Source organism: Pseudonocardia sp. ICBG601 (assembly GCF_020496245.1).
Genome location: NZ_JAHLJA010000148.1, coordinates 1,523,020 through 1,547,319 on the forward strand (window position 1 = coordinate 1,523,020; position 24,300 = coordinate 1,547,319).

23 protein-coding genes and 2 pseudogenes are annotated in these 24,300 nt (G+C 76.9%); 12 read left to right on the forward strand and 13 right to left on the reverse strand.

Annotated features, from left to right (window positions below; translation table 11 throughout):
• Nucleotide 1: 1 nt before the first annotated feature.
• A pseudogene (locus KPL57_RS36530) lies at nucleotides 2–835 on the forward strand (lysylphosphatidylglycerol synthase transmembrane domain-containing protein); the annotation flags it as partial.
• Nucleotides 836–895: 60 nt separating this feature from the next.
• On the opposite strand, the gene KPL57_RS36535 reads toward KPL57_RS36530, so the two are convergent.
• Complete coding sequence (locus KPL57_RS36535; protein WP_226356637.1) at nucleotides 896–1,639, reverse strand: creatininase family protein; 744 nt, start codon at nucleotides 1,637–1,639, stop codon at nucleotides 896–898.
• Nucleotides 1,640–1,651: 12 nt separating this feature from the next.
• Between KPL57_RS36535 and KPL57_RS36540 the strand changes: the two genes are divergently transcribed.
• A complete protein-coding gene (locus tag KPL57_RS36540; protein ID WP_226356638.1) occupies nucleotides 1,652–2,302 on the forward strand; it encodes a GTP cyclohydrolase II in 651 nt (216 codons plus the stop codon).
• On the opposite strand, the gene KPL57_RS36545 is transcribed toward KPL57_RS36540, so the two are convergent.
• Nucleotides 2,296–3,276, reverse strand: a complete 981-nt coding sequence (locus KPL57_RS36545) for a zinc-binding alcohol dehydrogenase (RefSeq protein ID WP_226355106.1) — start codon at nucleotides 3,274–3,276, stop codon at nucleotides 2,296–2,298. The two genes, KPL57_RS36540 and KPL57_RS36545, sit on opposite strands and share 7 nt — an antisense overlap.
• 93 nt (nucleotides 3,277–3,369) lie before the next feature.
• Here KPL57_RS36545 and KPL57_RS36550 point away from each other — a divergent pair, with 93 nt between their 5' ends.
• A complete protein-coding gene (locus KPL57_RS36550; protein WP_226355107.1) occupies nucleotides 3,370–4,038 on the forward strand; it encodes a dihydrofolate reductase family protein in 669 nt (222 codons plus the stop codon).
• 8 nt (nucleotides 4,039–4,046) lie between these two features.
• On the opposite strand, the gene KPL57_RS36555 is transcribed toward KPL57_RS36550, so the two are convergent.
• From KPL57_RS36555 to ppk2, 5 genes are all read right to left on the reverse strand, one after another.
• Nucleotides 4,047–6,401, reverse strand: coding sequence for a CDP-alcohol phosphatidyltransferase family protein (locus KPL57_RS36555; RefSeq protein WP_226355108.1), 2,355 nt, complete (start codon nucleotides 6,399–6,401; stop codon nucleotides 4,047–4,049).
• Between the two features lie 35 nt (nucleotides 6,402–6,436).
• Nucleotides 6,437–7,189, reverse strand: a complete 753-nt coding sequence (locus KPL57_RS36560; RefSeq protein WP_226355109.1) for an FkbM family methyltransferase — start codon at nucleotides 7,187–7,189, stop codon at nucleotides 6,437–6,439.
• Between the two features lie 43 nt (nucleotides 7,190–7,232).
• Entirely contained in the window at nucleotides 7,233–7,790 is a 558-nt protein-coding gene (locus KPL57_RS36565) for a TetR/AcrR family transcriptional regulator (RefSeq protein ID WP_226355110.1), read from the reverse strand.
• Nucleotides 7,791–7,815: 25 nt separating this feature from the next.
• Nucleotides 7,816–8,910 (reverse strand): SDR family oxidoreductase, encoded by a 1,095-nt coding sequence (locus tag KPL57_RS36570; protein ID WP_226355111.1) that lies wholly within the window; start codon nucleotides 8,908–8,910, stop codon nucleotides 7,816–7,818.
• A 91-nt stretch (nucleotides 8,911–9,001) separates the two neighbouring features.
• Complete coding sequence (ppk2, locus tag KPL57_RS36575; protein WP_161151226.1) at nucleotides 9,002–9,799, reverse strand: polyphosphate kinase 2; 798 nt, start codon at nucleotides 9,797–9,799, stop codon at nucleotides 9,002–9,004.
• Between the two features lie 139 nt (nucleotides 9,800–9,938).
• Between ppk2 and KPL57_RS36580 the strand changes: the two genes are divergently transcribed.
• Nucleotides 9,939–11,135: an MFS transporter gene (locus KPL57_RS36580; RefSeq protein WP_226355112.1), complete on the forward strand. Its 1,197-nt coding sequence runs from the start codon at nucleotides 9,939–9,941 to the stop codon at nucleotides 11,133–11,135.
• A gap of 79 nt (nucleotides 11,136–11,214) precedes the next feature.
• Here KPL57_RS36580 and KPL57_RS36585 read toward each other — a convergent pair whose 3' ends face one another.
• Nucleotides 11,215–13,641: an AAA family ATPase gene (locus KPL57_RS36585; protein WP_226355113.1), complete on the reverse strand. Its 2,427-nt coding sequence runs from the start codon at nucleotides 13,639–13,641 to the stop codon at nucleotides 11,215–11,217.
• Nucleotides 13,642–13,948: 307 nt separating this feature from the next.
• Nucleotides 13,949–14,671: pseudogene (locus KPL57_RS72910) on the reverse strand (BTAD domain-containing putative transcriptional regulator); the annotation flags it as partial.
• A gap of 65 nt (nucleotides 14,672–14,736) precedes the next feature.
• Here KPL57_RS72910 and KPL57_RS36595 point away from each other — a divergent pair.
• Both KPL57_RS36595 and KPL57_RS36600 read left to right on the forward strand, forming a co-directional pair.
• Complete coding sequence (locus KPL57_RS36595) at nucleotides 14,737–15,111, forward strand: nuclear transport factor 2 family protein (protein ID WP_226355114.1); 375 nt, start codon at nucleotides 14,737–14,739, stop codon at nucleotides 15,109–15,111.
• Nucleotides 15,112–15,146: 35 nt separating this feature from the next.
• A complete protein-coding gene (locus KPL57_RS36600; protein WP_226355115.1) occupies nucleotides 15,147–15,824 on the forward strand; it encodes a hemerythrin domain-containing protein in 678 nt (225 codons plus the stop codon).
• Between the two features lie 72 nt (nucleotides 15,825–15,896).
• Here KPL57_RS36600 and KPL57_RS36605 read toward each other — a convergent pair whose 3' ends face one another.
• Complete coding sequence (locus KPL57_RS36605; RefSeq protein WP_226355116.1) at nucleotides 15,897–16,583, reverse strand: SGNH/GDSL hydrolase family protein; 687 nt, start codon at nucleotides 16,581–16,583, stop codon at nucleotides 15,897–15,899.
• Nucleotides 16,584–16,664: 81 nt separating this feature from the next.
• Here KPL57_RS36605 and KPL57_RS36610 point away from each other — a divergent pair, with 81 nt between their 5' ends.
• From KPL57_RS36610 to KPL57_RS36630, 5 genes are all read left to right on the forward strand, one after another.
• Nucleotides 16,665–17,522, forward strand: a complete 858-nt coding sequence (locus KPL57_RS36610; RefSeq protein ID WP_226355117.1) for an NAD(P)-dependent oxidoreductase — start codon at nucleotides 16,665–16,667, stop codon at nucleotides 17,520–17,522.
• A 77-nt stretch (nucleotides 17,523–17,599) separates the two neighbouring features.
• Entirely contained in the window at nucleotides 17,600–18,295 is a 696-nt protein-coding gene (locus KPL57_RS36615; RefSeq protein ID WP_073577591.1) for a response regulator transcription factor, read from the forward strand.
• Between the two features lie 5 nt (nucleotides 18,296–18,300).
• Nucleotides 18,301–19,749: a HAMP domain-containing sensor histidine kinase gene (locus tag KPL57_RS36620; RefSeq protein WP_264199045.1), complete on the forward strand. Its 1,449-nt coding sequence runs from the start codon at nucleotides 18,301–18,303 to the stop codon at nucleotides 19,747–19,749.
• Nucleotides 19,750–19,808: 59 nt separating this feature from the next.
• Nucleotides 19,809–21,587 (forward strand): trypsin-like peptidase domain-containing protein, encoded by a 1,779-nt coding sequence (locus tag KPL57_RS36625; protein WP_226355119.1) that lies wholly within the window; start codon nucleotides 19,809–19,811, stop codon nucleotides 21,585–21,587.
• Between the two features lie 224 nt (nucleotides 21,588–21,811).
• Nucleotides 21,812–22,303, forward strand: a complete 492-nt coding sequence (locus KPL57_RS36630; protein ID WP_373324192.1) for a molybdenum cofactor biosynthesis protein B — start codon at nucleotides 21,812–21,814, stop codon at nucleotides 22,301–22,303.
• 84 nt (nucleotides 22,304–22,387) lie between these two features.
• Here KPL57_RS36630 and KPL57_RS36635 read toward each other — a convergent pair whose 3' ends face one another.
• Entirely contained in the window at nucleotides 22,388–22,807 is a 420-nt protein-coding gene (locus KPL57_RS36635; protein ID WP_226355120.1) for an antitoxin, read from the reverse strand.
• A gap of 166 nt (nucleotides 22,808–22,973) precedes the next feature.
• On the opposite strand from KPL57_RS36635, the gene KPL57_RS36640 reads away from it, so the two are divergent.
• Complete coding sequence (locus tag KPL57_RS36640; protein ID WP_226355121.1) at nucleotides 22,974–23,141, forward strand: hypothetical protein; 168 nt, start codon at nucleotides 22,974–22,976, stop codon at nucleotides 23,139–23,141.
• Nucleotides 23,142–23,168: 27 nt separating this feature from the next.
• On the opposite strand, the gene KPL57_RS36645 is transcribed toward KPL57_RS36640, so the two are convergent.
• Nucleotides 23,169–23,819 carry an SAF domain-containing protein gene (locus KPL57_RS36645; protein WP_226355122.1) on the reverse strand — a complete coding sequence of 217 codons (651 nt, stop codon included), beginning with the start codon at nucleotides 23,817–23,819 and terminating at the stop codon, nucleotides 23,169–23,171.
• 100 nt (nucleotides 23,820–23,919) lie between these two features.
• Nucleotides 23,920–24,279: an FmdB family zinc ribbon protein gene (locus KPL57_RS36650; RefSeq protein WP_178374539.1), complete on the reverse strand. Its 360-nt coding sequence runs from the start codon at nucleotides 24,277–24,279 to the stop codon at nucleotides 23,920–23,922.
• Nucleotides 24,280–24,300 lie beyond the last annotated feature (21 nt).

Below are 24,300 nucleotides of genomic sequence, written 5' to 3' on the forward strand. Positions count from 1 at the left end.
GGTGGGTCCGGCCCTGCGGCTGCTCGCCGGGGTGGGGCTGCTCGCCGTGCTGTTCGTGCAGATCGGGGTCGGGCCGGTGCTGGAGCGCCTGCGCGGCGTCGGGCCGGCGGCGGTCGTCGCCGCGCTGCTGCTCGGCGCGGTGGCGACCGTGCTCAGCGCCTGGCGGTGGCGGATGGTCGCCCGCTCGATCGGGCTCGGCCTGACCCCGGGACGCGCCGTCGCCGACTGCTACGGCGCCACCTTCCTCAACTCGCTGCTGCCCGCCGGGGTGCTCGGCGACGTCCACCGCGCGGTCGGCCACGGGCGCAGCGAGGGGGACCTCGGCGCCGGGGTCCGGGCCGTGGTGTTCGAGCGGGTCGCCGGGCAGCTGGTCGCGGTGGCGGCCGTCGCCGTCGTCCTGGCGCTGCAGCCGGACCTGCTGCGGGTGGCGTCCGGCGCGGTCCCGGGCGGCGCGGTGCTGCCCGTGCTCGCCGTCGTGGCCGCGCTCGGCGGGGCCGGGTGGCTACTGCGCGCCCGCCTCGGACGGGTGTGGGCCGACGCGCGCACCGTGCTGCGCCCGCGCACCGCGGCCGGGCTGGTGCTGACCTCGGCCGGAGCGCTGGCCTGCCACCTCACGGTGTTCGTGCTGGCCGCGCGGGCGGCCGGCGCGACCGCACCGCTCACCGTCCTGCTGCCGTTGCTGCTGGTCGCGCTGCTGGCGATGACGATCCCGCTCACCGTCGGCGGGTGGGGGCCGCGCGAGGCGGCCGCCGCGGCCGGGTTCGCCGCGGTCGGGCTGCCGGCTGCCGAGGGTCTCGCCGCCGCCGTCGCCTACGGGGTGCTGGCGCTCGTCGGGGTCGCGCCGGGCGCGCTCGTGGTGCTGCGGCGCCGCCGCGCGGCCCGGGGGACCGCGCCGTCAGCGCCCGGCGAGCACCCGCAGGTGGCCCGCGAAGGCGACCACGAGCGCGTCGAGCAGGCCCCGGCCCTTCTCGGCGGTGGCGAGCGACGGCCGTCCCACCACACCGGTGGCGGAGTAGGCCGCGAGCCCGGTCGTGAGCAGGTGCGGCCGCTCGTCGGCGACGTGGTCGGCGGTGCGGTACGACGGCCGGACCTGGTCGGGGGCGGTGTGCAGCAGGATCGAGGTCTCCAGCTCCCCGGCGTGCATGTCGGCGGTGTTCGAGGTCTCGCACCCGGCGGCCCGGCGGGCGGCGGTCCAGTCCTCGGAGACGGGGAACAGGGCCATCGGCAGCGGGCCGACGGAGGACTCCTGGACGACGTTGCGCAGCACGTGGTTCCCGCCGTGCGCGTTGACCAGGACCAGCGCGGTGGTGCCCGCGGCGCGCAACGAGGCGGCGACGTCGGCGACGACCGCGACCAGCGTCGTCGCGGAGATGCTCACGGTGCCCGCCCACGCGGCGTGCTCGTGGGAGCACGAGATCGTCAGGGGTGGCAGGACCCGCACGCGGTGGGCCCGGGCGACCCGGGCGGCGACCGCGGACGCCACGAGGGTGTCGGTGGTCAGGGGCAGGTGCGGTCCGTGCTGCTCGAGGCTCCCGACCGGGAGCAGGGCCACGGCGGCACCCCGCTCCCGGACGTCCTCGGTGGTGTCGACCGGGAGGGGATTCACGCAGGCGAGGCTCTCACGGCCCCGCCCGATCATGGAGGAGCGAGGGTGCACGACGACCGACACGAGTTCGCCGAGTCCCGGTTGACCACACGGCACGGGGAGTTCCGCGCCATCGCCTTCCGCGAGTACGACGGCGGCCCCGAGCACCTCGCGCTGGTGCACGGCGACCCCACGGCGGTGGACGCCCCGCTGGTGCGGATGCACTCCGAGTGCCTCACCGGCGACGTCTTCGGCGCGCGCCGCTGCGAGTGCGGGGCGCAGCTGTCGATCGCCATCGACGCCGTCGTCCGCGCGGGCCGCGGCGTGATCGTCTACCTGCGCGGGCACGAGGGCCGCGGCATCGGCCTGCTCGCGAAGATCCGCACCCACGTGCTGCAGGACGAGGACGGCCTGGACACCGTCGACTCGGCCGTCGCGCTGGGCCTGCCGGTCGACGTGCGCGACTTCGGTGCCGCCGCCGTCGTGCTGCGCCACCTCGGGATCGGCCGGGTGCGGCTGCTGTCCAACAGCCCGGCGAAGGTCGAGGCGCTGACCGCGCACGGCATCGTCGTGACCGAGCTGGTGCCGGTGCTGGAGCCCGCCGACGAGCACAACGTGCGCTACCTGACCGCCAAGCGCGACCGGCTCGGGCACGTCCTGCCGCAGGTCGACGCCACGCCGGACACGCCGCGCGGCCACACCGCGACCGGCTACTGAACCCCGTCGTGCGACACCCGCAGGCACAGCGACGGCGGCCCGCCCGCCGCCATCGTGGCGAGCACGGCGGGCAGCTCGTCGAGCGTGCAGTCGCCGCCGACCAGGGCGTCGAACCGGGGGTCGGCGAGCAGCCGCAGCGCCAGCGCCATCCGGTCGCCGTAGCCGCGGCGCGCCCGGCGCGGGGACACCGTGCCGACCTGGCTGGCGCGGATGGTGAGCCGGCGGCTGTGGAACGCCCCGCCCAGCGGCAGCGGCACCGTGCGGGTGCCGTACCAGCTGAGCTCGACCACCTCGCCCTCCGGTGCGAGCAGCTCCAGCGAGCGCGCCAGGCCGGCCGGGGTGGCGCTGGCGTGCACGACGAGGTCCCGGTCGCCCTCGGCGTCGTCGGGAGAGGCGAACCCGACGCCGAGCGCCGCGGCGACGGCGGCCCGGTCCGGGTCGGGGTCGACGAGCTGCACCCGCGCGCCGGGCAGCCCGGCCAGGACCGCGGCCACCGACGCCCCGACCATCCCCGCCCCGACGACGGCGATCCGGTCGCCGACCAGCGGGGCGGCGTCCCACACCGCGTTCACGGCGGTCTCGACGGTGCCGGCGAGCACGGCGCGTTCGGCGGGCACGTCGTCGGGGACGACGGTGACCGCGTCGGCGGGCACCACGAACCGGCTCTGGTGCGGGTACAGGCAGAACACGGTCCGCCCGGCGAGCTCCGGCGGGCCCTGCTCGACCTCACCGACGGCCAGGTAGCCGTACTTCACCGGGGCGGGGAAGTCGCCGTCCTGGAACGGGGCGCGCATCCGCTCGTGCTCGGACTCCGGGACCTCGCCGCGGAACACCAGGGTCTCGGTGCCGCGGCTGATCGCGGTGTACCGGGTGCGGACGAGCACCTCGCCCGGGCCGGGGTCGGGCACCGGCACCGTCCGGATCTCGCCGTGCCCCGGCGCGGCCAGCCAGAACGCCCGTGCCTCGTGCCCCACCGCGCCGTCCCCGATCCCGGCGCCCGGCGCGCCGACGGCCCCGACAGTATCCGGACGTATCGGGCGACGGCCCGGTGCGCGGAGGTGGTCTGAGTGGACCGGCCGTACGTGCTGGCGTCGGTCGCGATGTCGCTGGACGGCTACATCGACGACACCGGCCCGGACACCCTGGTGCTCTCCGACGCCGACGACCTCGACCGCGTGGACGCCGTGCGCGCGGGGGTCGACGCGATCCTGGTCGGCGCGGGCACCGTCCGCGCCGACGACCCACGGCTGCTGGTGCGCTGCGCGCAGCGTCGCGCCGCGCGGGTCGCCGACGGCCGCCCGCCGTCGCCGCGGCGGGTGGTGCTGACCACCGGGGCGTCGCTGGACCCGTCGGCGCGGGTGTTCGCGGGCGGGGACGCCCCGCTGGTGTTCACGGCCGCACCGGCCGCGGCCGCGCTGCGCGAGCGGCTCGGCGACGCCGCCGAGGTCGTCGCCGCGGGGGACCCGCCGGACCCGCGCGCGGTGCTCGACGACCTGGCCGCCCGCGGCGTGCGGCGGCTGCTGGTCGAAGGGGGCGGCGCCGTGCACACCGCGTTCCTCACCGCCGGGCTGGTCGACGAGCTGCACGTGGTCGTCGCGCCGTTCTTCGTCGGCGACGCCCGGGCCCCGCGCTTCGTGCGCGACGGCCGGTTCCCGCAGTGCCCGCAGCGCGGCATGGCGCTGGTCGAGGCCCGCCCGATGGGCGACCTGGTGCTGCTGCGCTACCGCACGTCCTGAGTCGCCGGTCAGGAGAACGCGGCCAGGAACCGGTCCCGGAACCCGGCCATCGGCCACGACGGCGCGTCCGGCGGCGGGAGCAGTCCGGGCGTCCAGCCCCAGCCGTCGATCCGGTCCAGCACCCCGGCGTCGCGGGTGATGACCGAGATCGGGACGTCGGAGCCCGCGCCGGGCCCGGACACCGTCGCGCCGGGCTCGTGGTCGCCCAGCAGCAGGACGACGAGGTCCCGGTCGTCGCCGCGGCGGTCGGCGACCCAGCCGGTGGCGCTGCGCAGCGCGTACTCCAGCGCGGTGAGGTAGTCCGCGCGCAGCGTCGCCCGGTCCAGGGAGAAGATCGTGTCGTAGGCCTGCTGACCGCCGGCGTACGGGCCGTAGACCGCGCCGTCGCCGATCCGGGCCGGGTCCAGCAGCGGCGGCACCGGCGACCACGGCGCGTGGCTGGAGGTCAGCACCACGGTGCCGAGCAGCGGTCCCCGGCCGGGGCGGTCGAGCTCGAGCCGGGAGAACGCGTCGAGGGTGTACTGGTCGGGCATCGGCGACCAGCTGAACGGCGGGCCCGCGTAGCCGAGGTCGGCACCGGCGTGCACCCGCTGGTGGCCGAAGAAGGCGGCCTCGGGCCACTCCCGCGTCGTCGCCGGGGTGACGACGGCGGTCTCCCACCCGGCGTCGCGGAACGCGCGCGGCAGGGTCAGCCGGTCCGACGCGGTGAGCCGGTCGTGCGCGCCCTGGCCCGCGATCGGGACCCCGGAGAACAGTGTCGCGTGGGCGAGCCAGCTGCCGCCGCCGTTGACCGGCGCGGTGAGCACGCCGCTGCGTGCGCCGTACCCGGCCGCGGCGAGGCGGGCGTCGGCCCCGGCGAGCACCGGGCGGATCCGCGGCGCCATCTCCGGGGCGTGCTGGGCGTTGCGGCCGTAGCTCTCGACAAAGACGATGACGACGTCCGTGCCGCGCAGCGCCGTGAGCAGCGACTCCGGGGCACGGCCGGCCCACGCGTCGCGGGCGAGGGACTCGGTGAGCTCCCGGCGCTCGGCCAGCGTCCGCGGGATCTGCCCGGCGCGGTGGGCGACCTCGGCGACGCCGTCGGCGGCGGCCACCGGCACCCCGGGGACGAGCCGGGCGTCGGCGAGGGTGCCCACCAGCAGCCAGGCCGCGGCCAGCAGCGCGGCGGTCCCGACGGTGGTCCGCCGGTGCCGGGCCGCGAGCCGCCCGAGCCGGGCCGCCGCGGCGGCCGTCGCCACGACCAGCCCCACCGCGACGACGGCGGCGAGCACGGCGACCGCGGTCCCGGCCGCACCGGCGGCGCCGCGCAGGAACTCGTGCGCGTTGCCCAGCAGCGACCAGTCGGACACGGCGTCGAACCGGCGGCCCTGGAAGGTGAGGAAGCCGATGTCGGCGAGCTTGAGCAGCCCGACGACGCCGAGCAGCGCCCCGGCGAGGGCGGCGGCGACCCGCCGGACCCGCCCGGGCAGCAGTGCGAGCACCGCCGCGCCGAGGACCGCCTCGATCGGCAGCCGCAGCAGCCCGGCCGGGTCGAGGGCGGCCGGGTCGGCGGGCAGCACCAGGACCCCGCCGACGAGCGCGGCGCACAGCGCGGTGAGCAGCGCGGCCCCGGCCCGGCGGGCGTGGAACGGGTGCCGGTCGGCGGCCCGCCACAGCTGCACCACCGACACCCCGAACGACCACACCAGCGCGGCCAGCGCGACCCCGACCGCGGTGAGCGCGACGACGGTGGGCAGCACCCCGGCCGCGGTCACGACCAGCACGATCCCCTGCAGCGCGGCGACGACCTTCGCCGAGTAGCGCGGCGGCAGGGCGCCGCGCAGCCACGGCGCGACCCGCCCGGCGGCGACGAAGGCGTAGCGCAGCAGGCCCAGCGCGGTGACCCACCAGTGCCCGGTCGTCGCGGCGACGTGGACCGACAGCACCATCAGCAGGAACGCGTCGGTCTCCATGTCGAACCGGGCGCCCAGCGCGGTCGCCGTGCCGGTGCGGCGCGCGACCGGGCCGTCGACGCCGTCGAGGGCGAGCGCGACGGCGGTGAGCGTCACCAGCGCGACGGTCCCGGCGCCGTCCAGGCCGATCAGCGCGACGACGGCCACGGCGAGCGTGCCGCGGGCCAGCGTGACCACCCCGGCCGGGCCGAGCGTCCGCTCCCCGGCGCGGCGCGCGGCCCGCAGCAGCAGCGCCGCGGCGACGACGCCGGTGACGGCCGCGGCGGTGACCCGCAGGGTGCCCGCCCCGGTCGTCGGCACGAGTGCGGCGAGGACGGCGGCGAGCAGCGCCACGCCCGCCGCGACCTGCGGGGCGACGGGGGCGGTGGCGGCGGTGCCGCGGGACGGGCGGAACATCAGGCGCTCCAGCATGCCCGACTTGTCCGGTGATCTTCCCCGGTGGTGGGTCAGTCCGGCAGGTGGCGGGCGTAGACGTCGCCCGAGCGGCCCAGCGGGCGGCGCCGGTCGAGCAGGGCGCGCAGCGCTGCGGCGTCCACCCAGCGGTCCCCGGCCGAGACGTCCCAGATCATCGTCTCGACGGGGGAGTAGCGGTAGACGTACCGGCCGAGGGCCTCGATGCGGTCCAGCGAGTCCAGGGTGGCGTCGTGCGCGGCGGGCAGGTACTCCACCGAGAGTGCGGGCAGCGGACGGGACAGCCCGTCGAGGACGTCGGCCTCGAAGCCCTCCACGTCGATCTTGCAGAAGGCCGGGACGCCGTGCTCGGCGATGAGCGCGTCGAGGGTGCCGACCGGCACCTCGATCGAGGAGTCCCAGGTCACCCGGGCGAACCCGGCGTCGTCGGCGACGGTGTCGCGCCAGCGCTGCGACAGCGTCGAGACGGTGGGGGTGGCGCGGGAGACCCCGAGGCGGGCGGTGCCCGCCGCGGCGCCGAGGGCGAGGGGGAGGACGGTCACGGCGTCGTCGCGGCCGAAGAACAGGCGCAGCAGCCGGGTGAAGTCCGGCTGCGGCTCGACGGCGACCACCCGCGCGCCCAGGGCCCGCCAGGCACGCACCCGGTTGCCGGCGTGCGCGCCGACGTCGAAGGCGAGGTCGCCGGGGCGCAGGAACGCGGAGTAGAAGCGGCGCATCCGGCGCTGCCGGCCCGGGATCCCGTGGTAGGTCGCGAGGGAGCGGGCGATGCCGGAGGCGCGGGTCAGCACACCCCGAGCGTAGTGGGCGAAAGGGAGGAACCGGGCGTGTGAGTCAGGGGGTGGCGGGGCTGCGGTCGGCGGTCTCCACGACCCCGGCCAGCAGCGTCCGCTCGGTGACCCCGATGATCTCCTGCCGGGCGAGCCTGCCGTCGTGCGCGGCGAGCACCGCCCGGGTCAGCAGGGCGTAGAGCGCCTCGGTCATCCACGTCGCGGACTGGGTCACGCAGAAGGCCCCGCTCCGCTGCCCGCGCTGGAACAGCTCGACGAGCAGGGTGTCCATCTCGGCGTAGCGGGCCAGGACCTCGTCGCTGGACTGGATGCGCTCGGCGAGCACCCACAGGTCCACCGAGGGCAGCAGCCCGACGATGACCCGGTGCACCGCCTCGATCGGGTCGCCCTCGTCGGTCCGGGCCTCCCGGATCGCGGCGATCCCGCGCTCCACGCCCATCTCGCTGAGCTCGGAGAGCAGGGCCTCCCGGCCGTCGACGAGCCGGTGCAGGGTCGCCCGGCTGATGCCGGCGCCGGTCGCGATCTCCGACATCGACGCGGCCGGGTTCTGCACGAGCACGGTCGCGGCCGCGAGGAGCACGTCGTTCCGCTCGATGGCCACGCCGGAGACGGTAGACCTCCCGGCGTCAGACCATCGCAGCCGTTCCGACCTGCGGATTCGCGCCGAAGAAGCGGACCATCGCGTCGACGTGCCCGGCGAACGGCGGGCAGTGGACGCCGAGCCCGCCGAGCATCGCCGTCGTCGCGTCGGTGTCGTAGTGCGACGGGTGGGTCAGGTACTCCAGCGTGCTCGACGGGACCTGGAACAGCCGTCCGACGCCGGGTACGTGGTCGATGGAGAACGCGGCGAGCCCGACCGGCATCGGCACCACGCGCAGCTGCTTGCCGAGCCGGTCGGCGAAGACCTCGCACATCTCGGTCACCGTCGGCGGGGCCGGCTGGGCCAGCGCGAACGTCCGGTTCACCGCCGGGCCGTGCCCGGCCAGCGCGGCGATCCCGTCGACGACGTAGTCCGAGGGCACCAGGTTGAACCGGGTCCGCGACGCGGCGCGGGGGAGCGGCGCGAACGCCGTCCGGCCCTGCCGGGCCAGCAGCTGGAGCAGGTAGTACGGGCCGTCGAACTTCTGCGTCGCGCCGGTCACCGAGTCCCCGACGACGACCGACGGCCGGTAGACCGACACCGGCAGGCCGGCGTCGCGGGCCTTCGCCACGACGCGCTCGGCCTCGTGCTTGGTGTGGTCGTAGTGGTTGGCGAAGGGCTGGCCGAGCTCCAGGTCGGTCTCGGAGAAGATGCCGTCGTAGCGGCCCGAGACGTAGCAGGTCGACACGTACTGCAGCCGGACCAGCTGCGACGCGGCCTCGGCGAACCGCACGACGTGCCGGGTGCCCTCGACGTTCACCCGCCAGGCGACGTCCGCCGGCACCGAGAGGTCGTAGACCGCGGCCAGGTGGAAGATCTCCAGCGGCCCGCCGAGCAGGCGCTCGCGCTCGGCCTGCTCCAGCCCCAGCCCGTCGACGGTGATGTCCCCGACGACGAGGTCGGTGCGCCCGGCGATCTCCGGCGCCTCGCGCTCGATCCGGGCCAGCGTCGTGCGGGCCTGGTCGAGGAACTTGGCCTGCACCAGTGCGACCGCGCGCGCGTCGGGTGCGCGGCGCAGCGTCCGCGGCAGCAGGGCCGACCCGAGGAACCCCGGGAACCCGGTGAACAGCACGACACCCACGGGTGCACCGCCTCTCGCGCGGCGTCCGTGCCGCATCGTCGCTCGTCGGGACGGTATCCGGTACCGGTCGTACCGGCCGGGTGGGTGTGACCTAGATCAGCGTCGACGCGTGGTCGGGCACGTCGCGCTGCACCTCGCGCGGCGGGCGCTCGTAGCCCGTCGACGGCTTCCGGTCCGGCAGCGTCAGCACCTGTCGCGCCACCGGCTCCCAGGGGATCGACCCGAGCAGGTGGTGGATCATGTTGATCCGCGCGTTGCGCTTCTGTTCGGCCTCGACGATCCACCACGGCGCGTGCTCGGTGTCGGTGTGGATCAGCATGTCGTCGCGGGCGCGGGAGTAGTCGTCCCAGCGGGTCATCGACTCGAGGTCCATCGGCGAGAGCTTCCACTGCTTGAGCGGGTTCTCCAGCCGCTCGGCGAACCGCCGCGCCTGCTCCTCGGCGCTCACCGAGAACCAGTACTTGCGCAGGTGGATGCCGTCCTCGACGAGCATGTTCTCGAACACCGGCGCCTGACGCAGGAAGCGGCGGTACTCGGTCTCGGTGCAGAACCCCATCACCCGCTCGACGCCGGCGCGGTTGTACCAGGACCGGTCCATCAGCACGATCTCGCCGGCCGCGGGCAGCTGCTCGACGTAGCGCTGGAAGTACCACTGGCCCTTCTGGCGCTCGGTCGGCGCGGGCAGCGCGACGATCCGGGTGAACCGCGGGTTGAGGTACTGGGTGACCCGCTGGATCGCCCCGCCCTTGCCCGCGGCGTCGCGTCCCTCGAAGACCACGACCACCCGGGCGCCCGACGCCCGGACCCACTCCTGCATCTGCAGCAGCTCGCCCTGCAGGCGGAGCAGCTCGGCGTCGTAGACCTTGCGCGGCAGCTTCGGGGTGCTCACCGGCACAGCCAACCAGAAGGCGGGGTGACGTGGCGGACAACGCGGTGGGCTGGCGCGTCGCCTATTTACTCGTCTAACGTGTTAATTTGCGACGACGACGCCGCCTCCCTGTCCCACCACTCCCCGGAGGAGGCACCCGATGCGTGCCGTCACCACTCGTCCCGCCTTCGCGCTCGCCGCACTGGCCGTCGGCGCCTTCGCCATCGGCACCGGCGAGTTCGTGATCATGGGCCTGCTGCCCGACGTCGCCGGCGGGCTCGCCGTCGACATCCCCGACGCCGGCCGGCTGATCTCGGCGTACGCGATCGGCGTCGTCGTGGGGGCCCCGCTGCTGGTCGCGGCGGCGAACCGGTTCCCGCGCAAGCACGTCCTCATCGGACTCATGGCCGGCTACGCCGCCTTCAACGTGCTGTCCGCCGTCGTGCCCGGCTACCTGCCGGTGCTCGCCGCCCGGTTCCTCGCCGGGCTGCCGCACGGCGCCTTCTTCGGTATCGGCGCCGTCGTCGCGGGCGGGCTCGTCAGCGCCGACCGCAGGGCCCGGGCGATGGCGACGATGTTCGCCGGACTGACCCTGGCCAACGTCGCGGGCGTCCCGGTCGGGACCCTGCTCGGGCAGCAGCTCGGGTGGCGGCCGGTGTTCGGCGTCGTCGGGGTGATCGCCGCGGTCGCCGCGGTGGCCGTCGCCGCCTGCGTCCCCGACGTCCGCGACGCCACCCCGGTGCGCCTGCGCGCCGAGCTGCGCGCCCTCACCCACCGTCCGGTGTGGACGGCGCTGCTGGTGGCGACCGTCGGCGGGGCCGCGCTGTTCAGCACCTACAGCTACATCACCCCGATGCTGGTCGAGGTCGCCGGGTTCACCCCGACCGAGGTCACGCTGCTGCTCGCGCTGTTCGGCGTCGGCATGACCGTCGGGAACCTGGTCGGCGCCCGCCTGGCCGACATCGCGACCATGCCGACGATCTACGGCGCACTCGTCGCCGACGCCGTCGTCGCGCTGCTGTTCGTGCCGGCCCTGCAGAACCAGGCGACCGCGGTCGTCGCCCTGTTCGCCTTCGCCGTGACGACGTTCGCGCTGGTCCCGGCCGTGCAGCTGCGGATCATCAGCGGCGCCGGCGACGCGCCGAACCTGGCCTCGGCGGCCAACCAGGCCGCGTTCAACGTCGCCAACGCGATCGGGGCCGCCCTGGGCGGCACGGTGATCGCGGCCGGCTACGGCTACGCCTCGCCGAACGTCGTCGCGGCCGGGCTGGCCGTGGTCGGGCTGGTCGTCGCGGTGCTGGCCGGGCGTGGGGACCGGACGGCGGCGTCCCGGGCGCGCGAGGTCGCCGCGGTCTGAGCGGCCGTCGGTACCGCCGCGGTCCGGGCGGCTCGCGGTACCGCCGCGGTCCGGGCCGCTCCGCGTGCTGCCGCGGTGCTCACGGCAGCGCCAGGCCGAGCCGCGCGGCGGTGCCTGCGGCCTCGGCGGCGAGCGCGTCGGCCTCGGCCCGGTCCCCGGCGTCGCCGCGGCGGCGCAGCGCCGCCGCCAGCCGGGCACGGGCGAGGCAGGCGTGCGGCAGCAGGCCGGCGGCCGCGTCCGCCGCCACCGCGGCGCGCAGGTGGTCCACGGCGTCGCCGGTGCGACCCCGCGCGCCGGCGATCACGCCGAGCACGCCGTGCACCGAGCCCTCGGTCCACGCGACCCCGGCCCCGGCGGCCACGTGCAGCTCCGCCCACGGGGACAGCGCGGCGTAGGCGTGGTCGGCGGCCCGGTCGTCGCCCAGCGCCGCGGCCAGCCCGCCGCTCGTGGCGTGGAACAGCACCTCCATGAACGGTCGCAACGCGACGGTCTCGGGGCGGGGGAGCTGCTCGTACAGGGCGGCGGCCTCCTCGGCGTCGCCGTGCCGGGCCTGCCACAGCGCGGTGAGCATCGTCAGCAGCCGCGGCGGGGGCTGCTGCCGCTCGATCGCGGGCAGCCGCGGGTCCAGCGGGTCCCCGGTCAGCATCGCGATGCTGGTGCGCAGCGCGTGCGCCGGGTACTCCGCCGCCGGATGGTGTCCGCGCTCGGCGAGCCGGATCGCCTCGTCGGCGGCGGCCCGGGCCTCGGTGAACCGGCCGCGGGCGCTGAGCAGGCAGGCGCGGTTGCGGACCAGGTGCCAGTGCGGCAGCGGGCGGCGCATCCGGGCGACGACGGGTTCGAGCAGGTCCAGCTCGGCCTCGGCGTCGGCGGTCCGGCCGAGCTGGACGAGCGCGTCGAACCGCCACAGCCGCCCCCACAGCTCCGCGGAGTCGCCGAGCCCGTCGGCCAGGGCGGTCATCCGGTCGCCCAGGTCGAGCCGCGGCCGGGTCCCGGCCGGTCCGGAGCGGGCCAGCTGCAGCGCCCGCAGCGCGATGGCGCAGGCCGCCGGGTCGCCGACCCTCTCGCCCATGGCCAGCGCCGCCGTCCCGGTCGCGACGACGCGGTCGGGGCCCGCGCGGTCGTCGTCCCAGGCCGAGGCGGCCGCGAGCTGCGCGGTGAGCCGGGCCCGCAGCGGGGAGTCGGCGTCCGGGAGCCCGGCCAGTGCGGTCCGGCACCAGCGGCGGCTGGTGGCGAGCCACCCGGCGTCGCCGACCTCGGGGAGCAGGGTCGCGGCCCGGCCCAGCAGCTCCGGGTCGTCGAGGTGCGCGGCCAGGGCCGCCGCGTCCTCGCAGCTCCGCACGGCCCCGGCGACGTCGTGCCCCAGGTACTGGGCACGGGCCCGGTCGAGCAGCAGCGCCGCCCGCTCCAGCGGCCCACCGGGCCCGGCGGCGAGCGCCCGCTCCAGCAGGTCGGCGGCCTCCTCGAAGGCGAACCGGTGCAGCGCCAGGTCGGCGGCCGCGGTGGCGGCCCGGACCGCGGCCGCCCGGTCGCCGAGCGGGAGTGCCGCCAGCCGGTGGTGGGCGAGCGCCGCCCCGTCGCCGCCGGTCGCGTCCAGGTGCTCCGCGGCCCGCAGGTGGATGCGGGCCCGGGTGCCGCGGGCGGCCTGCAGCGCCACGGCGTCGCGGACGATCTCGTGGGCGAAGTGGTGGTCGGGCGCCAGGAGCCCGGCGGCGACGGCGTCGTCGAGCCGGTCGAGCACGTCCGCCACGGCCGTGCCGGTCACGGTCGCGACGAGGTCGGCGTCGACACCGCCGCCCAGCACGGCCGCCGCGACGAGGACCTCCCGGACCGGTGCGGGGTGGACCGCGAGCCGCCCGGCGACGACGTCCCGGACGGCGGCCGGGAGCTCCTGCGCGGCGCTGTCCGGGACGCGGGCCAGCTCGCGGACGAACAACGGGTTGCCGCCGGTGCGCCGGACCACGGCGGCCACCGTCGCCTCGTCGGGTGTGCGCCCCGACTCGCGCCGGAGCAGCACGGCCACGGCGTCGGCGGGCAGCCCGGCCGGTGCGAGCCGCACGGTCGCGGGCGCCCGCAGCAGCGCGGCCCTGGCCGCGGCCCGGTCGTCGTCGAGCGCACCGTCGGTCAGGCTCACGACGACCAGCAGCGGACACCGCCGGTCGGTCCGGGCCACGTGCCCGAGCAGCATCAGCGACGCCGGGTCGGCGAGGTGCAGGTCGTCGAGCAGCAGCACCAGCCCGGGGCCGGCGTCCGCCGCGTCGGCGACGAGGGCCGCGACGTGCTCGAACAGCCCGAGCCGCTCGTCCGGCCCGGACGGGGCCGGGCCCGGCGGCGGGGGTGTCCCGCCCAGCTCCGGCAGGACGCGGGCGACCGGCTCCGGGGCACCGGCCAGCACCGGGCCCGCGACCGCCGGGCCGACCTCCCGGGCCCACCGCTCCAGCGCCCGGCGCCACGGCCCGAACGCGGGCGCCCCGGCACCCGCGACCGCGCGGCCGGTCGCGACCGGCACCCCCCCGGGCGGCGGCGAGCACGCCCGCGGCCTCCAGCAGCCGGGTGCGCCCGATCCCCGGTCCGCCCTCGACCAGCACCACCGCGGGCTCCCCGGCCAGGGCGCGGTCGAGCGCCCCGGCGAGGACGGCCAGCTCGGCGTCGCGGCCCACCAGGCCGGTGTCGGGGGCGGGCGCGACGGCCGCGCCGGCCCGCCCGGCCGGCGCCGGAGGGGGCGCGGGGGCCGGGAGCAGGTCCGGGTCCTGGCGCAGCAGCCGCAGCTCCAGCCGGGTCGTCGCGGCGGTGGGGTCCACACCCAGCTCGTCGGCCAGGGTGCGGCGCAGCCCGGCCAGCTCGGCCAGTGCGTCGGCCTGGCGTCCCGCCCGGTAGAGCCCGACGGCGAGCATCCCGCGCAGCGGCTCGTGGAGCGGGTGCCGGGACGCCAGCTCGACCAGCTCCGCCGGGACCGGCGCCCCGTCCCCCGACGCCTGTTCCGCGGCGAGGCGCGCCACCGTCAGCTCCACCCGGCGGCCGTCGAGCCGGTCGGCCTCGGCGCGCGCGAACGGCAGCGACCGCAGGTCCGACAGCGCCGGTCCGCGCCAGCAGCCGAGCGCCTCGGCCGCCGCGGCCCGGGCCGTCGCGTGGTCCCCGGCGCGGGCGGCGGCGTCGGCCCGCTCCGCGGCCGCGGTCATGGCGCGCAGGTCGGGCACGTCGGCGTCGACCCGGTACCCGCCACCGGCCCGGACGACGGCCGCACCCGCCGGACCGAGCGTGCGCCGCAGCCGGGACACCACCACGCGCAGCCGCTCGACGGTGCCCTCGTCGTCGTCCCACAGGTCGGCGGCCAGCATCCCGTCCGGGACGACGACGCCGCGGGCGAGCGCGAGCCGCACCAGCAGACCCCGCTCCAGCGGGCGTCGCACCACGACGGCGGTGTCGCCGTCGCCGATCTCCACCGGGCCCAGGACCCGCAGCCGCAGGTGACCGACCACCCGACCAGCATGCACCGCCCCGGACCGCGGTGACAGGTCCGTGCAAGCCCGGTGCAACACCGGCGGCCGAGTCTTCCCCCGTCGCCGCCGGAGAGCCCGGCGGGACGCACCGGGAGGACACGGACATGACCATCACCCACCCCGCCCAGATCCACGACGCGTTCGAGACGGCCGTCAACGCCGGCGACGTCGACGCCCTGCTCGCCCTCTACGACACCGAGCGCGGCGTCGTCGTCGAGTTCGACGGCAGCGAGACCACCGGCCCGGACGCGCTGCGCACGTCCTTCGAGGCCATGACCGCGACCATCCGCCGGCTGGAGGGGACCGACCGCAAGCTCGTCGTCGCCGACGACGTGGCGCTGACCTCCGCGAGCTGGACCGCCGAGATCGTCCTGCCGGACGGCTCCGTGGTGACGCAGCAGGGCACGACCGCCGAGGTCTCCCGCCGCCGCCCCGACGGCAGCTGGGCCGTCGTCATCGACGACCCGCTGTTCGTCTGACCGGAACCGGACCGACCACCCCGAGGAGGGACCCCATGGGCCCGACCACCACGACCCCGGACGGGGCCGTCGACACCCGCGACATGGTCGTCGTGCACGCCGCGCTGCTGCGGGAGATCCGGTGGGCGCCCGCCGCGGTCGCCCGGGCCACGCCCGGCCCGGCCCGGCGGCGCGCCCGCACCGCCCGGCACCTGCGGCTCGTCCTGGACATGCTGGGCCACCACCACGACGGCGAGGACCGGCTGCTCCTGCCGCTGCTGCGCGAGCGGGCACCGCGCGACGCGCTGCGCACCGTCGAGGCCCGCGAGCACGAGCACGCCGGCATCGAGGACCGTCTCGCCCGCGTCGAGGAGGCGCGGGGCCGCTGGGGTGACGGCGACGACGACGCGGCGCCGGCCCTCGCCGCCGGGCTGGAGGCCCTGCACGACGAGCTCGCCCCCCACCTGCGGGCCGAGGAACGCGAGGTCCTCCCGCTGGCCGGGCAGTACCTGAGCGGGTCCGAGTGGCGGGCGATCGGGGACGCGGGCGTCGCCGCCGTGCCGTCGTCGCAGCTGGTCACGGTGTTCGGGATGCTGATGCACGACGCCGACCCCGAGGTGGTGCGGGGGATGCTGGCGCACGCGCCGGGGCCGGCGCGGCTGCTGCTGCCGCGGATCGCGCCCCGGGCCTACGCGCGCCGTCGCCGCGCCGTGCACGGACCGGAGCGGTCGTGAACGCGGGGGAGCACCGGCACGACCGTCGCTGCTACTGGGACGTGCAGGCCTGCCGGTGGCGCTGCCCGGGGCCTAGTGACCGGCGCGACGCAGCGCCTCCCCGAACACCTCGGTGATGGCGGCGTAGCCGCGGTCGTTGGGGTGGAACCGGTCGGAGGCGAGCTTGCCGCGCCAGTGCCGCGTCCGCGGGTCCCGCAGCTCGGCCAGCACCAGCCCGCGGCGCCGCACGGCGTCGTCGATCAGGCCGTTGACCTGCACCGCCGCGGCGAAGGTGCCCGGCTGGTTGCCGACGACCGTGCCACGCGGGAGCCGGTCGAGCAGGGCCGCGTACCGGCTCCCGACGCCCTCCTGGTGCTTGGGCTGCATCAGGTCGTTCGACCCGATCAGGCACAGCAGCAGGTCGGGGTGCAGCCGCAGCGCCGCCGGGAGCTGCGCGTCGAGGACGTCGTCGACGCGGGCGCCGTACTGGGACAGGTTGACCGTGCGCCAGCCCGGCAGCAGCGGGACCAGCTGCCCGAACCAGCCGCACTCCGGGGCCGACGCACCGACGCCCTGGGCCATCGAGTCGCCCAGCGCGACACACAGCGGCCCGGTCCGGGCGAGCTCGGCGCGGTTGCGCTGCTCCCAGTACGCGGCGTAGGGCTCGATCTGCTGCTGCACCCGGCGGATCGCGGGCACGAACCGGGACACCGCGGTGATCACCCGGCCCGGCGGGCGCCCGGTCCGGTTGGAGAAGCCGAGATCGCCCGCATCCGTCACGCCGCCAGTGAAGCAGAGGTCGGTGGTGCGCCGCCGTTCCGCGGGCAGCGGACCTGCGGAGATCGTCCTACGGTGGGTCCCATGACGACCGTGGCACTGCTGGGGACCGGGATCATGGGTGCCGGGATGGGGCACAACATCCTCGCCGCCGGGCTGGACCTGCGGGTCTGGAACCGGACCGCGGCGAAGGCGCAGCCGCTCGCGGACGCGGGTGCGGCCCTGCACACCGACCCGGCCGACGCCGTGCGCGGCGCCGATGTGGTCGTGACGATGCTGGGAGACGCCGACGACGTCACCGCCGTCCTGGAACAGGCCGCCGACGGTCTCGCGCCGGGCCAGGTGTGGCTGCAGACCACCACCGTCGGCGTCGAGCCGTTCGACGGGCTCCGCGCGATCGCCGGGCGCCACGGCCTGACCCTGCTCGACGCGCCGGTGCTCGGCACCCGCGCGCCCGCCGAGTCGGGGCAGCTCGTCGTGTTCGTCGCCGGCGACCCCGCGGCGCGCCCGGTCGTCGACCCGGTGCTCGACGCCGTCGGCAGGCAGACCGTCTGGGTCGCCGAGGACAACACCACCGCCCAGGCGAGCCGGCTCAAGCTCGTCGCCAACAGCTGGGTGCTGGCGATCACCGCCGCGACTGGGGAGTCCGTCGCGCTGGCCCAGGGACTCGGGGTGGACCCGCAGGCCTTCCTCGACGCCGTCGCCGGCGGTCCGCTGGACCTGCCCTACCTGCAGAACAAGGCGAAGGCGATCCTCGACGACGACTTCACGCCCAGCTTCACCGTCGACAACGCGGCCAAGGACGCGGGCCTGATCGTCGCCGCGGCGGAGGCCTCGGGCACCCGGCTCGACGTCGCGCCCGCGGTGCGGGACCGGCTGCGGCGGGCGTCGGAGCGCGGGCACGGCGGCGACGACATGGCCGCCGCCTACAAGGCGTCCTGATCACCGGGCCCTGATCACCATCCGCTGATCAGGGCCTGCTCAGGTTCCTCTCAGAGCCGTCGGCGAGACTGGCGCCCATGCGCATTCTGGTGGTCGACGACGACAAGGCGGTCCGGGACTCGCTGCGTCGTTCGCTGGCCTTCAACGGCTACCAGGTCGACCTCGCCGAGGACGGCCAGGTCGCGCTGGACAAGATGCTCACCGACCGGCCCGACGCGCTCGTCCTGGACGTGATGATGCCGCGCGTCGACGGGCTGGAGGTGTGCCGGCGGCTGCGCAGCGCCGGTGACGCGCTCCCGATCCTCGTGCTCACCGCACGCGACGCGGTGTCCGACCGGGTCGCCGGGCTCGACGCCGGCGCCGACGACTACCTGCCCAAGCCGTTCGCGCTGGAGGAGCTGCTCGCCCGGCTGCGGGCGCTGCTGCGCCGCCGCACCCCCGACGCCGACGACGACGCGGGCACCAGCCCCGCGCTCACCTTCGGCGACCTGTCGCTGGACCCCGACACCCGCGAGGTGTCCCGGGGCGGACGGCCGATCAGCCTCACCCGCACCGAGTTCTCCCTGCTGGAGCTGCTGCTCGCGCACCCGCGCCGGGTCCTGACCCGCGCCCAGATCCTCGAGCAGGTGTGGGGCTACGACTTCCCGACCAGCGGCAACGCCCTGGAGGTCTACGTCGGCTACCTGCGTCGCAAGACCGAGGCCGAGGGCGAGCCCCGGCTGATCCACACCGTGCGCGGCGTCGGCTACGTCCTGCGGGACACCCCGCCGTGACCCAGCTGCTCCCGCCCGACGAGGAGCGGGCCGAGCGCTGGTGGCGCCGCGGGCCCGCGGCCGAGCCGGACCGCGAGCGGTTCACGCTGCGCGCCCGGATCGGGGTGCTCGCCGCACTCGTCGCCGCCGCGATGGTGCTGCTCGTGTCCGCCGCCGCGTTCCTCGTCGTGCGCCAGAACCTCACCAGCTCGCTGGACGAGACGCTGCGCCAGCGCGCCTACGCCGCGGCGCAGAGCGACCTGATCGACCCGCGGCTGCTCGCCGCGCTCCCGCCCGACGTGCTCGGCGCGGCCGACCTGCACATCGCGCTCGTCTACTCCTCGGGCGTCGCGACCTCGGCGGACGAGTCGTCGCGGCCGCCGCTGGGGGAGCCGGAGATCGAGGTCGCCCAGGGCGGGCCGACCCAGCCGGGCCGCACCGCCGAGCTCGACGGCGTGCCGTACCGGATCGTCGCGGTCCGGGCCGGGGACGGCCGCGCGCTGGTGCTGGCCCAGCGGCTCGACACGATGACCCGGGTGGTGACCCGGATGGGCACCGCGCTGCCGATCGTCGGGCTGGGCGGCGTCGTGCTGGCCGCGCTCGCCGGGGTCGCGGTCGCCCGGACCGGGCTGCGGCCGGTGCTGCGGCTGACCGCGGCGACCGAACGCGTCGCCAAGACCGGTGACCTGCGCCCGATCCCCATCTCCGGGTCCGACGAGCTCGCCCGGCTCACCCAGTCGTTCAACACGATGCTCGGCGCGCTGGCCGCGTCGCGGGAACAGCAGCGCCGGCTCGTCGCCGACGCCGGGCACGAGCTGCGCACCCCGCTGACCTCGCTGCGCACCAACCTGGAGCTGCTCGCCTCCGCCGACCGGCCGGACACCCCCGACCTGCCCGCGCAGGACCGCACCGAGCTGCTCGACGACGTCCGCGCCCAGGTCGAGGAGCTGTCCCACCTCGTCGGGGACCTCGTCGAGCTCGCCCGCGACGACGCCCCGACGATGACCAGCGAGGCACTGGAGCTCACCGAGATCGTCGACCGCGCCCTGGACCGGGTGAAGCGACGCGCGGGGGAGGTCGAGTTCGACGTCCACCGCACCCCGTGGATCCTCGACGGCGACGCCAGCGCCCTCGAACGGGCCGTGCTCAACCTGCTCGACAACGCCGTGAAGTGGAGCCCGCCCGGCGGCACGGTGCGACTGTCGATGGTGCCGATCTCGCCGGAGTGGCTGGTCATCGAGGTGGCGGACGCGGGTGACGGGATCGCCGCGGAGGACCTGCCGCACGTGTTCGACCGCTTCTACCGGGCCGACACCTCGCGCACCATGCCCGGCTCCGGGCTGGGGCTGTCGATCGTCGCGCAGGCGGCGGCACGGCACGGGGGAGAGGTGCGGGCCGGACGCGCCCCGGAGGGCGGCGCGCTGCTCTCGATGGCCCTGCCGGGCCGGTACGTGGCGGACCCGGACAGCCCATAGCCTGGTGCGACATCCCGGTGACGGGGTGGTGCATCTGTGAGACGACGGACGGTGGACGCATGACCCAGGACAACCCGCCCGACGAGCCGACCCGCACCGGAGCGGGGACGTCCGGCGGGGCCTCCGGGGACGGGGCCGGCCGCGACGGCGGGACCCCCGCCACCGCGGGACCGGCCGGGTCCTCCGGTGACGCCGGGGAGCCGCGGCAGGGGGACGGCGCGCGTTCCTCCGACGGGGCCTCCGCCGGTCCGGACGGTGCCCCGGCCTCCGGGGGCGGTACGGGTGGGTCGGCCGGCCCGGGGGAGTCCTCCCCGGACACGGCGGGCATCGCCACACCGGGCCCGGACCGCGACACCGCCGCGGCCGGTTCCGGCGACGAGTCCGTGCCGACCCCCGCGACCGCCGCCGACGACGCGTCCACCCGGTCCGGCACGACCGCCGCGACGACCGCGGCCGGCGCGTCCCCCGCCACCCCGGCGGACGAGGACGCCGCCCCGCACCACGACCACGGCCCCGACACCGAGGCCGTCTCCACCCAGGACCCGCCCACCGACCGCTGGGCCGTGCCCGCCAACCCGTGGGCCCGCCCCGGCTCCACCGCCGCCGACGCGCCCGTCGCGGGCTCCGACGGCGCCACGCCCGCGGCCGGCCCGGACACCCCGACCGACACGACGCCGGTGCCGGCGGACGGCACCCGGGAACTCCCGGCGCACCCGGACGCGACCGGCGCGGCCGCCCCCGGCGAGCCCGCCCCGCCCCCGTGGGCGGTCGGCGCGCCGCCCGCACCGCGGCGTCCGCCCGGCCGCGGCCGCCGGGGTGTCGTCCTGGTCGCGGCCGGGCTGCTCGTCGCGCTGGTCGCGGGTGCCCTCGGCGGCCTGATCGGCGCGCGCCTCGCGGGCGGGTCCGGGGGCACGGCGCCGTCCGGCTCGGTCGAGGCCGTCGCCGAGAAGGTGCTGCCCGCGGTCGTGCAGATCCGCGTCGACGGCGGCGCGGGCAACGTCGGTGACCGCGGCGAGGGCTCCGGAATGATCGTCGGCAACGACGGCCTGATCCTCACCAACAACCACGTCGTCGCCCCGGCGGCCCAGGGCGGCACGCTGCGCGTGGTCCTGCAGGACGGGCGCACCGCCATCGGAACGATCGTCGGGCAGGACCCGCAGTCCGACATCGCGCTCGTGCGCACCGACCTGCCGGGCCTGAGCACGGTCGAGCTCGGCGACTCCGACCGCGTCCGGGTCGGTCAGCAGGTCACCGCGTTCGGGTCGCCGCTCGGCCTCGGCGGGTCGGTCACCACCGGCATCGTCTCGGCCGTCGACCGGGCCGTCGGCATCCCCGCCGAGTCGGGCGCACCCGGGTCGAGCGACACCGTGCTGAACGCGATCCAGACCGACGCCGCGATCAACCCCGGCAACTCCGGCGGCCCGCTGGTGGACTCCGACGGCCGGGTCGTCGGCATCAACTCCGCCATCGCGACGGCCGGGCCGGGCGGCGGCTCGATCGGCGTCGGCTTCTCCATCCCGATCAACCAGGCCCGCCGGATCGCCGACCAGCTGCGCGGCGGCGGCAAGGCCACGCACGCCGTGCTCGGCGTGACCGTCGGCAACGACCCGCAGCTGCGCGGCGCGGTGATCCAGGAGGTCACCCCGGACGGCGCGGCCGCGAAGGCCGGGCTGCGCCTGCAGGAGATCGTCGCCCGGCTCGGCGACCAGCGGATCACCACCGGCACCGACCTGCAGGCCGCAGTGCGGTCGCAGCCGCCGGGCAGCGTCGTCCAGCTGGAGGTCGTCGACGCCGGCGGCGCGACCCGGACCGTCGAGGTGACACTGGGCGAGCAGTGAGGGCCTGCCCGGGTGCAGTCCGTCCGACCGGACGGGGCCGGGTGGGTGGCACGCACCGCACGTCGTTGACGGGTGAAGAACCGGCGTGATGGGGTGTCCCCGTATCCGGTGGTGCCCCACCGAATGCGCCCGGAGCGTCGTGTCGGTGCCGGTCCCCCCTCCCCGCACCGGCACGGCCTCCCCGGGGCCGCGCCCCGGCCGACGCTAGGGTGACCGCCATGGAGATGTCGGGTCCGCAGATCGGCCGTGCCCTCGTGGTGATCGTCGACGACCGGGTCAGTGCGGGTGAGCGGTCCGACGGCACCGGGCCGCTGGTCACCGAGCTGCTGGAGGAGGCCCACTTCCTCGTCGACGGTGTGGTCTCGGCCCCCGGCGACGTGGTGGCCATCCGCAGCGCGCTGAACACCGCCGTGATCGGCGGCGTCGACCTGGTCGTGACCGTCGGCGGCACGGGCGTGTCGCCCCGCGACGTCACCCCGGACGCCACCACCGGTGTCCTCGACCGGCCGGTGCCGGGGATCGCCGAGGCCATCCGCGCCTCCGGCCTCGCCGCCGGCGCGGTCGACGCCGGGGTGTCCCGTGGGGTCGTCGGCGTCTCGGGCAGCACGCTGGTGGTCAACCTGGCCGCGTCCCGCGCCGCCGTCCGCGACGGCATGGCGACGCTGACCCCGCTCGTCCCGCACGTCATCTCGGAGCTGTCCGGCCTCGACGACTGACCGGCCCCACGGGCCGGTCGCACGACCGGTCACACGACGCGAACGGGCCCCGGCGGAAGCCGGGGCCCGTTCGTCGTGTGCGGGTCAGTTCGCCGGGGGCACCGGCGGGACGCCGCCGTCGTCCTTGCGCTCCGGCGGCACCGGCGGCACGGCCGGCGGCTGCTGCGACGCGGCCGGGTTGCCCTCCGGCTTCAGCGCGTCACCCCCGGGCGGGGCGGGCGGCACCGGCGGGACGGCGCCGCCGTGCGTGCCGGCGCCCGGAGCGGCCGGGTCGGTGTGCCCGAGTGCGCCCTCGACCTTCCCCTTCACACCGTCGATCTGCTCGGAGTACTTGCCGCCGGTGGCCTGGTCGACCTTCTCGGCGGCCTTCTCGACGAGCGGGCCCGCCTTCTCCTTGGCCTTCTCCAGGTGCGGGCCGGCCTGCTCCATCGCCTTGTCCAGGTGCGGCTTCGCCTTCTCGATCGCGTTCTCGGCCGCCTCGCGTGCCTTGTCCAGGAACCCCATGAGCGGTCCACCTCTCCTGTCGTCGCCCGGGTGCCCGGGCGGATGCGTACGGCTGACCCCATGGTGTCACCCGGACGCGTCGCCGTGGGGCGTCGCGAGCACGGCACGGCACGGTGACGCGGGATCGGTGTCCACCCGCGCCGCCCGCGCACGGCACCATGGGGCCATGAGCGAGCCCGCGGACCGGATGCGCCGACGGATCGAGGAGATCTTCGGCGACGACCCCTCGACCACCGCCGACGAGCGGGCCGACCACGGCGCCGCCGACGAGCGCGACACCGCGGACCCCGACCGCTGGTTCACCGAGAACCGCCCCCCGCACCACGGCGGCTGACCGGCCGGGCGTCCGGGGGAGGGCTGCTCAGCGCAGGGTGACCGTGACCTCGCCGGCCAGCGTCGCCGCGGCCACCGCGGTCGCCTCCGCCTCGGGCAGTGCGACCAGCACCAGCGGTCCCGGGTCCGCCCGCGCCCCGGCGGCCCCGGGGGCGGGTGGCAGCACCGCCACCACCCCGGCCCGGGCGGCCAGCACACGCGCGCCGTCCGGCCCGCCCGCCACGACGTCCACCCGGGAGCCGGGGGACAGCAGCGCGGCCACCGCCGGGTCGGCCGGGCGCAGCGGCACCGCCGAGGCGCCCGGCCCACCGGTGACGACGGCGAGCGCGGACCCGACCAGCCGCAGCTCGCCGATCGGCTCGCCCGCGGTCACCGGTCCGGCGAGCAGCCGCCCGGCCACCGCGTCGGGCGCGGTCAGTGCACCGGAGGGGGCGAGGGCGGGCGGCCAGGAGGCCAGGACGACGTCGGCCGGGCCCAGCGCCGTGCCGGGGGCGAGGTCACGGGCCGCGACCAGTACCGGGACCCGCTCGTCACCCGCGGCGGGGAGCAGTGCCACCACCACGGCCGCGACTGCGAGGGCGGCGGCCAGCATCCGGCGGGCCAGCAACGCCCGTGACCAGGAGGGCCGCCGCAGCAGCCGGTCCCACGGGCGGTCCGCCCGCTGTGTCTGCTCCGCCATGGCCGCCCCTCCGCCGTCGTCGTTCCGACGCTAGGGCGGGACACGGCCGATGACGGGCCGATCCACCGGCCTGTGGACAACCCGGCCGGTTGTGGACGGATCAGGAAGCGGCGGCCTTCGAGGACGACGTGCCGGCCGAGCTCGACGAGGAGCTCGACGACGAGGAGTCCGAGGAGGACGAGGAGCTCGACGAGGACGAGGAGTCCGAGGACGACGAGCTCGACGAGGAGCTGTCGGACTTCGCCGACTCCGACGAGGAGCCGGACCCGCTGCTCACCGAGCCCGAGCGGGAGTCGGTGCGGTAGAAGCCGCTGCCCTTGAACACGATGCCCACCGAGGAGAAGACCTTGCGCAGCTTCCCGCCGCAGTTCGGGCAGGTGCTGAGGGCGTCGTCGGAGAACGACTGCACCGCCTCGAAGCGGTGGTCACACGCGGTGCATGCGTACTGGTAGGTCGGCACAACATCCTCCGGACGAACTGG

Bases quoted from the DNA above. Each gene is read 5' to 3' on its own strand.
- KPL57_RS36555 (WP_226355108.1), bottom strand. From the start codon at position 6,401: ATGCTGGAGCGCCTGATGTTCCGCCCGTCCCGCGGCACCGCCGCCACC.
- KPL57_RS36600 (WP_226355115.1), top strand. From the start codon at position 15,147: ATGGGCCCGACCACCACGACCCCGGACGGGGCCGTCGACACCCGCGAC.
- KPL57_RS36535 (WP_226356637.1), bottom strand. From the start codon at position 1,639: ATGATCGGGCGGGGCCGTGAGAGCCTCGCCTGCGTGAATCCCCTCCCG.
- KPL57_RS36645 (WP_226355122.1), bottom strand. From the start codon at position 23,819: ATGGCGGAGCAGACACAGCGGGCGGACCGCCCGTGGGACCGGCTGCTG.
- KPL57_RS36610 (WP_226355117.1), top strand. From the start codon at position 16,665: ATGACGACCGTGGCACTGCTGGGGACCGGGATCATGGGTGCCGGGATG.
- KPL57_RS36595 (WP_226355114.1), top strand. From the start codon at position 14,737: ATGACCATCACCCACCCCGCCCAGATCCACGACGCGTTCGAGACGGCC.
- KPL57_RS36580 (WP_226355112.1), top strand. From the start codon at position 9,939: ATGCGTGCCGTCACCACTCGTCCCGCCTTCGCGCTCGCCGCACTGGCC.
- KPL57_RS36615 (WP_073577591.1), top strand. From the start codon at position 17,600: ATGCGCATTCTGGTGGTCGACGACGACAAGGCGGTCCGGGACTCGCTG.
- KPL57_RS36630 (WP_373324192.1), top strand. From the start codon at position 21,812: ATGTCGGGTCCGCAGATCGGCCGTGCCCTCGTGGTGATCGTCGACGAC.
- KPL57_RS36635 (WP_226355120.1), bottom strand. From the start codon at position 22,807: ATGGGGTTCCTGGACAAGGCACGCGAGGCGGCCGAGAACGCGATCGAG.
- KPL57_RS36640 (WP_226355121.1), top strand. From the start codon at position 22,974: ATGAGCGAGCCCGCGGACCGGATGCGCCGACGGATCGAGGAGATCTTC.
- KPL57_RS36625 (WP_226355119.1), top strand. From the start codon at position 19,809: ATGACCCAGGACAACCCGCCCGACGAGCCGACCCGCACCGGAGCGGGG.